We start from the raw sequence: 13,365 nt of genomic DNA, 5'->3' as shown, positions 1-13,365 counted from the left end.
CCTTTCACCTTTCACCTTTCACCTTTCACCTTTCACCACATTTGGTTAACTTAGCCTTTTATATCTGCATGAACAAACAAATCATAATTACAGCATCTATACTGGGTGCATTGGCCGTTGTTGCCGGTGCCTTTGGCGCCCACGCCTTAAAGGCTTCCCTATCTGCCCGCCAGCTGGAAGTTTGGCAAACCGCCGTACAATACCAGTTTTACCATGTGTTTGCGTTGCTGTTCCTGTCCACCTTTACCCGTTTTAAAAACAAGGTTATTGTAAGCACCTATTACCTGTTCACCTTGGGTATCATCCTGTTCTCGGGCTCGTTATATTTATTAGCCTGCCGCGATCTGTTGAATATGCCGGGACTGGCGGTGCTGGGCCCAATTACACCAATAGGTGGTTTACTGTTCATCATAGGATGGATATTTTTGGCTTTCGCTGCTTTCAGAAACAAATAAACGATGTTAGAATTTGCCGATGGTTTACAGGCTTCCCGTAAAACGCTTTTTGTTGAAGTGGTTTTACCGTTGGCCATAAGCATCAATTACACATACCGCGTACCTTACGAACTTAACAACGCCGTTGTTGTTGGCAAGCGCGTGGTTGTGCAGTTTGGTAAAAGCAAATTATATACCGCCGTTGTAGCCAATATAACGGAACACGCGCCCGAAAAGTACGAAGCCAAGTACATCATAGATATATTGGACGAGCAGCCCGTGGTTACTCCGCGCCAGTTACAGTTTTGGAAATGGATAGCCGAATATTACATGTGTAACGATGGCGAGGTGATGAACGCCGCCCTGCCATCGGCCCTAAAGCTTGCCAGCGAAACCAAAATTATGCTCAATAAAGATTATGAGTATGATAAGGCCTCTCTTAACGATAAAGAGTTCCTGATCACTGAGGCGCTGGAGATCCAACCCGAGCTAACGATTAGCGATATAGCCAAACTGCTGGGGCAAAAAACGGTGATGCCCATCCTGAAAACGCTTTTTGAAAAAAATATCATTACCATATCGGAAGAAGTGAGCGAGCGGTACAAACCCCGCAAGCGCGTTTACTTAACCCTCAACCCTGATTACCATAACCAGAACGCTTTAAGAGAACTGTTTACCATTCTCGAAAAACGCGCCCCAAAACAGGCGGATGCGGTGTTGGCCTTTATCAAATTATCGCGCCAGCAAAAGCAGGTTTCAAAAAACGAACTGATAGAAGAAAGCGGAAGCGGCGATTCCAGCATTAAATCGCTGATAGAGAAAGACGTTTTTATTGCCGAGGAACGCAACGTAAGCCGCCTGGGGTATGACGAGGACGAAGACCAACTGAGTAATTTTATACTCAGCCCCGCGCAAGAGGTTGCCCTTGCCCAAACTAAAGAGCAATTGTTAGAAAAGGATGTGGTATTGCTGCATGGTGTAACCTCGTCCGGTAAAACGCAGATCTACATTAAGCTGATAGAAGATATGATGGCCAGCGGCAGGCAGGTGCTTTACCTGCTGCCGGAGATTGCCTTAACAACCCACATCATTGAACGCCTGCGGGTGTACTTTGGTGGCACTATTGGTGTTTACCACTCGCGCTTTAATGATAATGAGCGGGTGGAGGTTTGGCAAAAGGTGCTGAACGGCGAGTACAAGGTGATCCTTGGTGCACGCTCATCCGTTTTTTTGCCGTTTAACGATCTGGGTTTGTTGATTGTGGACGAGGAACACGAAACGTCATACAAACAATTCGACCCGGCCCCACGCTATAACGCCCGCGACGCGGCCATCTACCTGGCTAATATGTATAAAGGGAAGGTGCTGCTTGGTTCGGCCACGCCATCGTTCGAAACCTATTATAATGCACGTGTGCATAAATACGGCTTGGTTGAACTGACGGAACGATACGGCGGTGTAAAATTACCCCTTATAGAAGTAGTGAGCATCACCGAAGAAACCAAGCGCAAAACCATGCAATCGCACTTTAGCAGTGTGCTGATGCAGGATATACAGCTGGCTATAGATAATAAGGAGCAGGTGATACTGTTCCAGAACCGCCGTGGTTACGCGCCGGTGCTGATGTGCAAGATCTGCGCTTACACCCCAAAATGTATCAACTGCGATGTTAGCCTAACCTACCATAAGCATACCCACAAGCTGCATTGCCACTATTGCGGTTATAAAGAAGATACAGCAACCATTTGCCCGGCATGCGGCTCTACCCATTTAGAATACAAAGGTTTTGGTACCGAGAAGGTGGAGGACGAGCTATCTGTACTGATGCCCGGCCTGCGCCTTGCACGGATGGACCTGGACACCACACGGTCGCGCAACTCCCTGCAAACCATCCTTAATAATCTGGAAGAGAAAAAAATAGATGTGCTTATTGGTACCCAAATGGTTGCCAAGGGTTTGGATTTTGCCGATGTTACCGTTATAGGGATCATCAACGCGGATAGTCTGCTCAAATACCCGGATTACCGCGCCAACGAGCGCAGTTACCAGATGCTTGCACAGGTAAGCGGCAGGGCAGGGCGAAGGGGCAAACAGGGCAAGGTGGTCATCCAAACTTATGATCCCAATCACCGGGTTATAAAACAGGTGATCGGGAATGATTATAACGACCTCTACTTTACCGAAATGGAGGAGCGGAAAAGCTTTAAATATCCGCCCTACTACCGCATCATCAGCATGGCTATTAAGCACCGCGACCCGCAAGTATTATACAACCAGGCCGAGTACATGGCTAACGAATTGCGCAAGCATTTTGGAGATCGTGTAATAGGCCCCGAGGCCCCGCTTATCAACCGAATCCGCAATTTCTACATCAAATCCATTATGCTCAAGTTCGAGCGCGATACCATCTCTATTGTAAAGGCAAAAGCCATCATCAGGGAGGTGATTACGCAGTTCCAAACCACCAAACTGAGCAAAGGCAGCATCGTACAACCCGATGTTGACCCCTATTAGGAATAAATTAGATAGTTGTATTAAACGGGGACATGTATTGTACCTAACACGAAATAGGTTTATATGCCGCCCGCGATGTAACTGTCGCCTATGCTGCACAGCCGCGTACAACCGTATATAATGTACACGGTTGGTGGTAACTGCCCATGTTTAAAACATTACTGGTTAACAACCAAAGCCTTATTATAAAGCGACACACGAAGCCGGCAAATTGCCGGCTTTTTGTATAACTTTGTTATGTAATGGCGTACAAATTTATTGATAATTACCGCGAGCAAGGTGCAAGGAAACGACTGGTAGAGATACTGAGTAAGAAGGGTATCGAAGACGAAAGGGTGCTGCATGCCATTGGTAAAGTACCCCGCCACTATTTTTTCGATGAAACTTTCTGGAACCAGGCCTACAAGGATATCGCTTTCCCGATAGGGGCCGGGCAAACCATTTCGCAGCCATACACGGTAGCTTATCAAACCGAACTATTGCACATTCAAAAAGGCGATAAAGTGCTTGAAATTGGCACAGGCTGTGGTTATCAAACTTGTGTGCTGATGGAAGTTGGCGCTAAGGTTTTCACCATAGAGCGCCAGGAAAAGCTTTACGAACGCACTATACAGGTATTGCCATACATGGGCTATAAACCGAAATTCTTTTTGGGCGATGGTTCGATAGGTATTGCGGAAGATGCACCTTACGATAAGATCATTGTAACTGCAGGCGCCCCAACCGTGCCCGAAATACTGTTGAAACAACTCAAAATAGGCGGCATCCTCGTTATCCCCGTAGGGGACGAAAAATCCCAAAAGATGGTAACCGTATTAAAAACTGCCGAGCACGACTACGAACGACATGTTTTGGACACATTTAGGTTTGTGCCGCTAGTGGGTGATAGGGCGTGGTAAGGGGAGGAAATCAAGATCTTTAAATTCAGGAATCAAGAAATTAAAATCTCGTCATTTGTAATAACCACTATTTGATCTAATAGTCGTTTGGTTTTATAAGGTGTCAGATTGAATTTGTAATATAGTTTTATCAATGGGATGATTACAAAATGATACTTGATGCAGCTTTGATTTAGTTGTAATACGGCACCAATAGAGACCTATTAGAATGATTTTAAACTTAAAACTATATTTGAATATTTAAGGCGCTTTGCAAGTTTAATTGTATTAAAATTAGTATATGCTGAATGACGAGTTTATTACTGACAATATCGTAAAAATTTTTGCTGACACGGAGACTGAGCTTTTTGCAATGCTAATGAGCAAACCGGATGGCTCCCTATACGTTTCCTTAAGAGAAAGTAACAAAGATTCGCATCGAATTATCGATCTTAAAGATCTTTATCTGCACTTGCACTCATATTTTCGTAATAACAACGGTCAAAATAAAATTGGACGACCTGCCTATGAGGACGCTTTTCATTTAAATAGTGATTTACCTTCATATAAAGTCATTTCATACTTATATCACTTTGAGGTAAATGTAGTTTGTCAGAAGATACTACTACAGGGGAGGTTTATTAATTATCGTAACGGTCAGAGCGATCATACTAAAACCGAGCAATGCAGGTATCTATTGATTGATTTCGATGGGGAGATTATACAAGATGAGCTTATTTATGAAAGGGTTCAAAGTTACGTCTATACTTATGAAAATGATTTTATTCGGTTTATAGATCATGAAACGCTGATGCACGTCGCGTCTGATCCTTTTTACCATGAGAATTTACAAATATGGAAACCATTTAGGGGTAAACATTTTCAATCAGAAATGTTTGGCGATGATGCTTTTCAAGAAGACAAAGGACCCTATGAATATATTAGTTCTTACGCTTTTCATCATGCCACAAAACAATTTGCCATAATATTTCAGTCGCCAACTTACGGTATAGATGCTTTTAAAACTTTTAAAATGGAGGTTGATTATAGCCTAACCCAACTTAGTAATCTGAATTTTGATTCTGCTGATTTAAATCATTGTGCGATAAACATTACGGGCGACAAATGTGCGGTATTGGAATTTGCTCAGGATGGTGCAGCCAATCTAACTACCAACATTAGATCCTATTTTCTTGCTGATCTCAAAAATCTTGCGGCTGTTACAGATACTTATATGGAAATTGATCGAAATCACTTCGTAAATATGAGATTCGTAAACGATGACGTAGTTGCAATTGTACTTCTAAATAATATCCATTTATTCGATCTTGCAAAAAACCTGAAGCTAACTAAGTTAGAAATGGATGATTTGGGCATACATTATATTTCTGAAAATGTAGTATATTATGTTAAGAACAACAAGCCTGAAACTATGATATTAAAGTAATCTCAAAAAGAATATGACGACCCGATCATGATTTGAACTTTTTCTCAAGGCCCTTATTAACACAATGTGCGGAATAGATAGACGTCATTCTTCGTGCCTCGAAACGTGCGTATAAAAATTAAATGCAGCTATCTTGATTCTTATATCTAAAAATCTTGCCTCTTTCTAAATTACCTTTTCATTGCCCTGTCCATTTCAATTTTGGTATCGCGCTCTTTCATGGTTTCACGTTTGTCGAAGGTCTTTTTACCCTGGGCAAGGCCAATTTCAAGCTTGGCAAAACCACGTTCGCTGATGAATAGGGCAAGGGGTACAATGGTCAGGCCTTTTTCTTCGCCGCGGGTTAGCAGTTTTTTAAGTTCCTTTTTATTGAGCAACAGAATGCGGTCGCGTTTGGCTTCGTGGTTGTAGAACGAACCCATCGAATACTCAGAAATATGCAGGTTACGTACGTAAAGCTGGTTGCCAATAAAAGTACAAAATGCATCATTCACGTTGGCCTTACCTTCGCGGATCGATTTGATTTCGGTACCTAAAAGTTGGATGCCGGCTGTGTACTTATCCAGTATATGGTATTCAAAGTATGCCTTTTTATTTTTGATGTATAAGTTCTGCTCCATTACGCTGCAAATATGCGATTAATTATAGGAATCAAGGGAAAGCGTCAGGAATCAAAGCATCTTAATACTCCAAGGGTTCTGAACACTCTTCGTTCATTAACGGTCTTGATTCTTGAATCTACATGTCTTAACTCTTTTTTTGAGGTTTCACTACCAGCACCGGTACGTTAACCTTGTGCCTTACCGAATCAACAGTAGTGCCAAAAATCAGGTCCTTCAAAGCTTTGTGCCCATGCGAGCCCATCACAACAAAATCTATTTTGGTTTCTTTAACGATCTGCGCTATGGAAGACGCCGCGCTGCCGTAACCAATCTTAGCTTCGGCTTTGTAGCCAAGTTTGACCAGAGCGTCTACGTATTTCTCCAAATTATCTACATCGCTTTGTGTTTCGCTGTCCATCACCTGCTTGCCATAGTAGCGCGCCCCGGCGGTTTCTACTACGTGGATAAGATTGTAATGCGCTTTTTTACCACCCTGCATCAAAGCATGGCGAATGGTATCCTGGTCGTTCTTAGAAAAATCGATAGTGACGCCAATCTGGTTATAACTTACGGCTTCTAAATTATCTAACGCTGCCGCGATGCCGTGCGGTACATATATCGGTTGATCGGCATGTTTGTAAAGCAGCGGGCGCAGGAATACGTAGACCAACAGTAAACCGATAGCCACCGCGATAGGCGATATCACAAAGTGGACTAAGTTGGCCGACCCCGGACTCCCCGCCGCCCACGTTTCAATCTCCTGTATCACAAGCCTTACATTTAGCCCGACTATCAGTGTGGCAAACACCCAAGCAAGTATTTTTAAAGGTACGCTGGTGGCAAAGGTGCCCATGCGTTTTTTATCAGATGTAAAGTGGATAAGCGGGATAATTGCGAAACCCAGTTGTAAACTGAGTACCACCTGGCTTAGTATCAATAACTTGCCAAGCCCGGCCTCGCCGAAATGAAGGATAGTAAAGAACGCGGGAATTATAGCCAGTAATCGCGTAAGCAAACGGCGCAGCCATGGGGCTATGCGCAGGTTTAAGTGGCCTTCCATAATGATCTGCCCGGCAAGGGTGCCTGTAACGGTAGAGCTTTGCCCGGCGGCTATCAGCGCGATAGCGAACAGGGCAGGGGCCAGTTTACCAAAGATATTGGTCAACAGTTTATGCGCGTCCTGGATCTCGGCAACCTCATGAAACCCGCGACCGAAAAATGCGCTTGCCGCCAATATCAGTATAGCCGCGTTCACAAAAAAAGCAAGGTTTAACGCGATAGTGGTATCCCAAAAGTTATAGCGGATGGCGGTTTTAATGCCCTCCTCGCTGCGGTCTATCTTTCGGGTTTGCACCAGCGACGAGTGTAAGTACAGGTTGTGCGGCATCACCGTAGCACCAATAATACCAATAGCCAAATACAGCGATGTGCTGTTCAGCTTGGTAGGCATAAAGCCTTTTGCAATATCGATAACGTTTGGCTGCACAATAAACATCTGCAATAAAAACGCGAAGCCTACGATGAATATCAGCGAGATAATGAAGCCTTCCAGCTTGCGCATGCCTTTGTTAAACAGGAATAGCAGCAGCAAAGTATCAAGCAAAGTAATAGATACCCCCCAAATTAGCGGCAAGCCGAATAACAGGTTCAAACCTATAGCCATACCAATGATCTCGGCAAGATCACAGGCGATGATGGCTATTTGGGCTAATATATATAAGCAAAAGTTTACAAAGCGAGGGTAGGTTTGTTTAGATGCCTGGGCTAAGTCCAAGCCCCGTACAATACCTAACCTTACGGCAAGGTTTTGCAGCAGCAGGGCTATCAGGTTGGAAAGTAGTAAAACCCAGATGAGTTTATAGCCGAACTGGCTGCCGGCGGCAAGGTCGGTTGCCCAGTTGCCGGGGTCCATATAGCCAACGCTTACCAGGTAGGCGGGGCCTAAAAAGGATAGCAGCTTGCGCCAGCCGGTCTTATTTTCGGTAGTGACGGTGTTGTGTACATTGCCTAACGAGTGGCTATCGTGCTTTTGAGTGGTCATAAGGCTATTAGCAGGTTATTGGCCACATCGCGGCTTATTTGTAAATCTTTATTGTCCATTTGTAGTATTACCGTATTATCATAGGTGATGATCTCTTTCACCGTTATTTTTTTGCCGATGGTTAGGCTTTGCTTCTCCAGGTATTGTAAAAATGCCGAGGAGTGGTCCCTAACGCCGGATATGATCCCGCATGCATTAACATCAACAGCCGAAATTGGTTTAAGGTCGTTTTGTTTAAAGTTGCCCTGGCTATCAGGTATCGGGTCGCCATGCGGGTCGCGGGTTGGGAAGCCCATAAATTCGTCCAACCGGTCAATCAATTCGGTAGAGGAAATATGCTCCATTTCTTCGGCCATTTCGTGCACTTCATCCCATTTAAAATGTAGCTTCTCTACCAAAAAGTATTCCCAAAGGCGGTGCCTGCGAATGATATTTATCGCCACCTTTTCGCCGGTTTGCGTTAAACTAACGCCCTGATAACGGGTATAATTGATCAAAAGTTTCTCGGCAAGCTTCCGCAGCATGTCCGTTACCGACGATGCTTTGGTAGTTAGTTCGGCCGCGATCTGGTTCGTGCTCACATTCTCGGCTATTAGTGATAGCTTGTAAATGGCTTTAAGATAGTTCTCTTCGGTTAGTGTGTACATTTAAGCAAATCTAATTAAATTTTTAGACACGTCTAAAAATACAAATAAATATATAATATGTTTTGTTGAAATAGTTTTTAAAAAAATTATATTTTGTGGGATATAGAATGCTTTATATTTGCACGTACCATGGCTCAAGAATTAGACAAAATAGACCTACAGATACTTAAGATTTTACAGGAAAACGGACGCATCACCAATTTGCAGCTGTCGAATGAAATAGGCTTATCGCCCGCGCCAACTTTAGAGCGTGTGCGCAAACTGGAAAACGCGCAGTTCATAAAAAGCTACCATGCCCTTGTCGATGAGGAAAAACTGGGCTTAGGCATCAAGACTTTTATCCAGATCTCGCTTGATTTTCACCAGAAGAACACCATCCAAACGTTTTTAGACGAGATACAAAGCATTAAGGAAGTTACAGAATGCCACCACGTTACCGGGCAGTGCGACTTTTTGTTGAAAGTTTATGTGCGCGACATCAAATCGTACGAACAATTGATCATGGAGAAGATCAGCCGCATCACCGTGGTTAAAACTTTCCAAACGATGATGATCATGAGCACCAGCAAAAAAGAACCAATAGTGCCTTTGGAATACTAAGAGGATGTGCAAATCTGCGAATGTGCAAATGAGCTTCAGAAAAGCACCATTTGCACATTTTTTGTTTTCAGGCGTCTGCACACATTCATTCTCATCTGCATATCTGCACATTTGAAATCTGCACATCTACAATTGCCAATCAATCTCCATTTTACCCTCTTTCTTCAAAAACTCATTCGTTTTAGAGAATGGCTTAGATCCGAAGAAGCCGCCGTGGCTTACCGCCAGGGGCGAGGGATGGGTTGATTTGATAACGAGGTGATTGTTATTCGGATTAATTAGTACCGCTTTAGATTGCGCGTAGGCTCCCCACAAGATAAACACAATTCCCTTTTTCTCGTCGGACAGGATTTTAATGGCAGCATCTGTAAACTTCTCCCAACCCTTTTTTTGGTGCGAGCCTGCTGCTGCGGCCCTAACCGTTAACGTGGCGTTTAACAATAGTACACCTTGCTGTGCCCATTTGGTAAGGTCGCCGGTTTGGGGGATGGTAAAGCCTGGGATATCCGTTGCCAGTTCCTTATAAATGTTTTTTAATGATGGCGGTGGCGTCACACCCTTTTGTACGGAGAACGACAGGCCATGCGCCTGGTTGGGGCCATGATAGGGGTCTTGCCCCAGTATCACAACCTTAATATCATCAAAAGGGGTGATGTTAAAAGCGTTGAAAATATCGGCATTACGCGGGTAGGTTATGTGGCCCGCATCTTTTTCTGCTTTCAGGAAGTTTTTAAGATCATGCATGTAGGGTTTTTCCAATTCCGCGCTTAAGTTTTTTTTCCACGATGGTTCTAATTCTCCGGCCATAAATATTACTAACTGATGTTTTATTTAGCTTACAAATAACGATATTTGCACACTGTTTTTATACTAATACAAATTATGTCGAATATAGTTAGGTTAATTATTGCTTGTGTTATAATGGGTGCGGGTGTTACGCTATGCGCATTCGGGTTTTGGGGATGGGGAATAACCTTATTTTTATTGGGTGGCATTGCCTTGCTTACTTTCTTTTTTAACGAAAACATGTTGCTTGCGCAATTTTACCTGCGTAAAGAGAACTCTGTTAAAGCAGAGGCCGCACTTGCAAAGATCACCGATTACGAAAAACAACTTTACAAAAGCCAGCACGGTTATTACAACCTGCTTATCGGCTTGATAGAATCGCGCACAGCGCCATTAAAATCAGAAAAATACTTTAAGAAAGCCCTGCAACTGGGTATGGGCATGTCGCACAATATCGCGTTAGCTAAATTGAGCCTTGCGGGCATAGCCATGGCGAAACGCAACAAACGCGAAGCCGAAATTTACCTGAAAGAAGCGGCTAAGGAAGACAAGAACAAACTACTTGCCGACCAGATAAAGATGATGAAGGGCCAAATGGCGCAGATGGATAAGCAGCAGGTAGTACGCGGCGGTTTCCGTCAGAAGTTCTAAGAAAGGATAGATAAGTTTTTATTTCTCGTCGAGGTTGCTGAAATAATCAGGCTCTGAAGAGTGGTTTTGATTTGGGGCGATGTGCCTGTCGGTGATGTGCATTACCGGAAAATCGAATCCGCTTTCTTCCTGTTTTACTTTGGCAGGCTTTGATACCTCCACCATTTTAAGCAGGCTGCGGATAAACGACAGGTCGAAATTACTCCTGTTTAGTTTTATCAAGTATTCGCTTTCGGTTATTTCAAGGATAGAATTTGTCATAACAATCAATTATAAGGTGTCTGGATATAAAATTCAACATCTACTATTAATTGAAAGTGTTATTCTCTTTATCTTTTTGTTAAGGAATGGAGGTTGTTGCAGAGAATGATCCCTGATTTTCTACTCTATTTTAGACCAGGTAAGCAACGCCCCTAAAAACGCCCGTAAAACGTTCTAAATCTACCTTGGTAGCCGAGGAGTGTTCACGTTCACGGCCATGAACGCCCGTTAATAATCGTATTTATCTTATAATCAGCGCTTTCTATTTTTACATGTACTGACAAAATAGCGTCACCATTTGAAACGTTTGCAGCAGGCGGAATTGCTTATTTTAATTAAAGGTTGCATTCCTGTAAGATCCGGCCTTGTATGCGTTAAAGTTTTATAACAAAAAGAGCCGCGATACTTCGCGGCTCTACCATTATAAATATTATTCTATCTATTCAAACCAGGCCATAACCGTTTCTTTTACCGGCATGGCAATTTCCAGTTTCATTTTTTTACGCATACCGCCAAGGTCGTTAAATACCTTATTGGGGTTGCCTGCCTTTAGTTCTTCAACGGTGTTAAACCCCATTTTATTTAATACGGGTACCCACTCGGCAGGTACGCCGGCGTTTACAAAATCATCGGCAGATGCCACTTTAGCTTTTTTCTCAAGGCGCATCTGCGGGAAAAATAACACCTCCTGTATGGTACTTTGGTTGGTCATCAGCATCACCAAACGGTCTATACCGATACCAAGGCCCGATGTTGGGGGCATACCGTATTCCAGGGCGCGTAAAAAGTCGTCGTCCATCGCCATAGCTTCATCATCGCCACGGCCGGCCAATATTAATTGCTCTTCTAAACGTTCGCGCTGATCAATCGGGTCATTCAACTCAGAGTAAGCATTGCCAATTTCTTTTCCGTTTACAAATAACTCAAAACGTTCTACCAAGCCCTCTTTGGTACGGTGTTTTTTAGCAAGCGGGCTCATTTCTACCGGGTAATCTGTAATATAAGTCGGTTGGATCAGGTTATGCTCCACCTTCGCGCTAAAGATCTCATCTATCAGTTTGCCTTTACCCATGCTGGCATCTACCTCAATGGTAAGATCGGCACATGCTTTACGCAGGTCGTCTTCGTTCATGGCAGAAACATCAACACCTGTATATTTCAGGATAGAATCATACATCGATAATTTCTCGTACGGGCCTGCAAAGTTTATTTCGTTTTGGCCTACCTGTACTACAGGTATACCGTTTACGGCTTTGGCAACAGTTTCTAAACAATCTTCAACCATAGCCATCATCCAGATATAATCTTTATAAGCTACATAAATTTCCATCATGGTAAACTCCGGGTTATGGGTACGATCCATGCCCTCGTTACGGAACATCTTGCCAAACTCGTACACGCCATCAAAACCCGCAACTATTAGGCGTTTCAGGTAAAGCTCGTTAGCTATGCGCAGGTAAAGCGGCATATCCAGCGTGTTGTGGTGCGTATTGAACGGGCGGGCAGCAGCGCCACCGTGAATAGGTTGCAGGATAGGGGTTTCAACCTCCATCCATCCCTGGCCGTTAAAGTAATTACGCATGCTGCTAATTACCTTAGAGCGGTTAATGAAAATATTTTTATAGCCTGGGTTAACGGTAAGGTCCACGTAACGCTGGCGGTAGCGCATTTCGGGGTCGGTAAAACTATCGTGGATAGTGCCATCGTCTTCGCGTTTAACAACAGGCAGTGGTTTAAGCGACTTGGAAAGAACGGTCAATTCCTGGGTATGAACCGAGATCTCGCCGGTTTGGGTCAGGAAAACGTAGCCTTTGATGCCCACGTAATCGCCAATATCCAATAGCTTTTTAAATACGATATTGTAGAGGGTTTTATCCTCGTCGGGGCAAACATCATCACGTTTAATGTAGATCTGCACACGGCCGGTACTGTCCTGAACCTCAAAAAAAGAAGCGCTGCCCATAATACGGCGCGTCATGATACGGCCGGCTATGGTAACCTGTTTATACTTATCCGGGGCAGCTTCAAAATTGTCATTAATGTCCTGTGCCCACGCGGTCACATCATAAGCTTCGGCAGGATAGGGGTTTATGCCCAGCTCGCGTAATTTTTGTAACGATTCGCGACGTATGATCTCCTGTTCGGATAGTGCAATACTCATATTATAAAAGGGTATTTATTAAGGCTGCAAAAATAGGATTTTTAGGTGAGATATGGGAGCTTATATTTTACTCACCCCGTCCCGATAGCTATCGGGAACACTGCGCCGGCCGACCCTCTCTGCTGCGCAAAGATGGTGAAGAGAAACCCTTTCCGAATAAGAGGGTATAAAGGTGTTTTACCCTCTTATGGCGTAGCGAAGAGATGGTGGCGTAGCGAAGAGATGGCGGTTGAGCGAAGCAATGACAGGGTGAGTAAGATCGCGAAATGATAAGTTGCGTTGTAGTCAGTCCGGGCATGCCGAAAAGATAACCACCGCCTTATTGGTTCGACAAACTCACCAT

General features: G+C 43.9%; 12 protein-coding genes. 6 read left to right on the top strand and 6 right to left on the bottom strand.

Translation table 11 applies throughout. The annotated features are described in order from the left end of the window. Positions 1-68 precede the first annotated feature (68 nt). The 4 genes from ACVW0P_RS08545 (at position 69) to ACVW0P_RS08530 (ending at position 5,273) form a co-directional block, all read left to right on the top strand. Entirely contained in the window at positions 69-455 is a 387-nt protein-coding gene (locus ACVW0P_RS08545; protein ID WP_457131695.1) for a DUF423 domain-containing protein, read from the top strand. Positions 456-458: 3 nt separating this feature from the next. Then, positions 459-2,948 (top strand): replication restart helicase PriA, encoded by a 2,490-nt coding sequence (priA, locus tag ACVW0P_RS08540; RefSeq protein ID WP_457131694.1) that lies wholly within the window; start codon positions 459-461, stop codon positions 2,946-2,948. A 242-nt stretch (positions 2,949-3,190) separates the two neighbouring features. After that, entirely contained in the window at positions 3,191-3,847 is a 657-nt protein-coding gene (locus ACVW0P_RS08535) for a protein-L-isoaspartate(D-aspartate) O-methyltransferase (RefSeq protein ID WP_322231937.1), read from the top strand. Positions 3,848-4,127: 280 nt separating this feature from the next. Beyond that, positions 4,128-5,273 (top strand): hypothetical protein, encoded by a 1,146-nt coding sequence (locus tag ACVW0P_RS08530; RefSeq protein WP_457131693.1) that lies wholly within the window; start codon positions 4,128-4,130, stop codon positions 5,271-5,273. 170 nt (positions 5,274-5,443) lie between these two features. On the opposite strand, the gene smpB is transcribed toward ACVW0P_RS08530, so the two are convergent. The 3 genes from smpB to ACVW0P_RS08515 form a co-directional block, all read right to left on the bottom strand. Next, entirely contained in the window at positions 5,444-5,893 is a 450-nt protein-coding gene (gene smpB / locus ACVW0P_RS08525; protein ID WP_252757400.1) for an SsrA-binding protein SmpB, read from the bottom strand. A gap of 127 nt (positions 5,894-6,020) precedes the next feature. Beyond that, positions 6,021-7,916 (bottom strand): Nramp family divalent metal transporter, encoded by a 1,896-nt coding sequence (locus ACVW0P_RS08520; protein ID WP_457131692.1) that lies wholly within the window; start codon positions 7,914-7,916, stop codon positions 6,021-6,023. Then, positions 7,913-8,563 carry a metal-dependent transcriptional regulator gene (locus ACVW0P_RS08515; RefSeq protein WP_457131691.1) on the bottom strand — a complete coding sequence of 217 codons (651 nt, stop codon included), beginning with the start codon at positions 8,561-8,563 and terminating at the stop codon, positions 7,913-7,915. The genes ACVW0P_RS08520 and ACVW0P_RS08515 overlap by 4 nt, the downstream gene beginning before the upstream one ends. Before the next feature lie 129 nt (positions 8,564-8,692). Here ACVW0P_RS08515 and ACVW0P_RS08510 point away from each other — a divergent pair, with 129 nt between their 5' ends. Continuing rightward, positions 8,693-9,163: an Lrp/AsnC family transcriptional regulator gene (locus tag ACVW0P_RS08510; RefSeq protein WP_121247950.1), complete on the top strand. Its 471-nt coding sequence runs from the start codon at positions 8,693-8,695 to the stop codon at positions 9,161-9,163. A 126-nt stretch (positions 9,164-9,289) separates the two neighbouring features. Here the strand turns inward: ACVW0P_RS08510 and ung are convergent, their stop codons facing one another. Beyond that, positions 9,290-9,970, bottom strand: a complete 681-nt coding sequence (gene ung / locus ACVW0P_RS08505) for a uracil-DNA glycosylase (RefSeq protein WP_457131690.1) — start codon at positions 9,968-9,970, stop codon at positions 9,290-9,292. 75 nt (positions 9,971-10,045) lie between these two features. Between ung and ACVW0P_RS08500 the strand changes: the two genes are divergently transcribed. After that, a complete protein-coding gene (locus ACVW0P_RS08500; protein ID WP_457131689.1) occupies positions 10,046-10,600 on the top strand; it encodes a DUF2892 domain-containing protein in 555 nt (184 codons plus the stop codon). A gap of 18 nt (positions 10,601-10,618) precedes the next feature. On the opposite strand, the gene ACVW0P_RS08495 is transcribed toward ACVW0P_RS08500, so the two are convergent. Both ACVW0P_RS08495 and lysS read right to left on the bottom strand, forming a co-directional pair. Continuing rightward, positions 10,619-10,861, bottom strand: coding sequence for a hypothetical protein (locus ACVW0P_RS08495; protein ID WP_457131688.1), 243 nt, complete (start codon positions 10,859-10,861; stop codon positions 10,619-10,621). Between the two features lie 439 nt (positions 10,862-11,300). Continuing rightward, positions 11,301-13,022 carry a lysine--tRNA ligase gene (gene lysS, locus ACVW0P_RS08490; protein ID WP_457131687.1) on the bottom strand — a complete coding sequence of 574 codons (1,722 nt, stop codon included), beginning with the start codon at positions 13,020-13,022 and terminating at the stop codon, positions 11,301-11,303. Positions 13,023-13,365 lie beyond the last annotated feature (343 nt).

The organism is Mucilaginibacter sp. UYNi724 (assembly GCF_054057495.1).
Note: the sequence above shows the minus strand (reverse complement) of the source record. Positions and strands in the feature narration are given on the sequence as shown.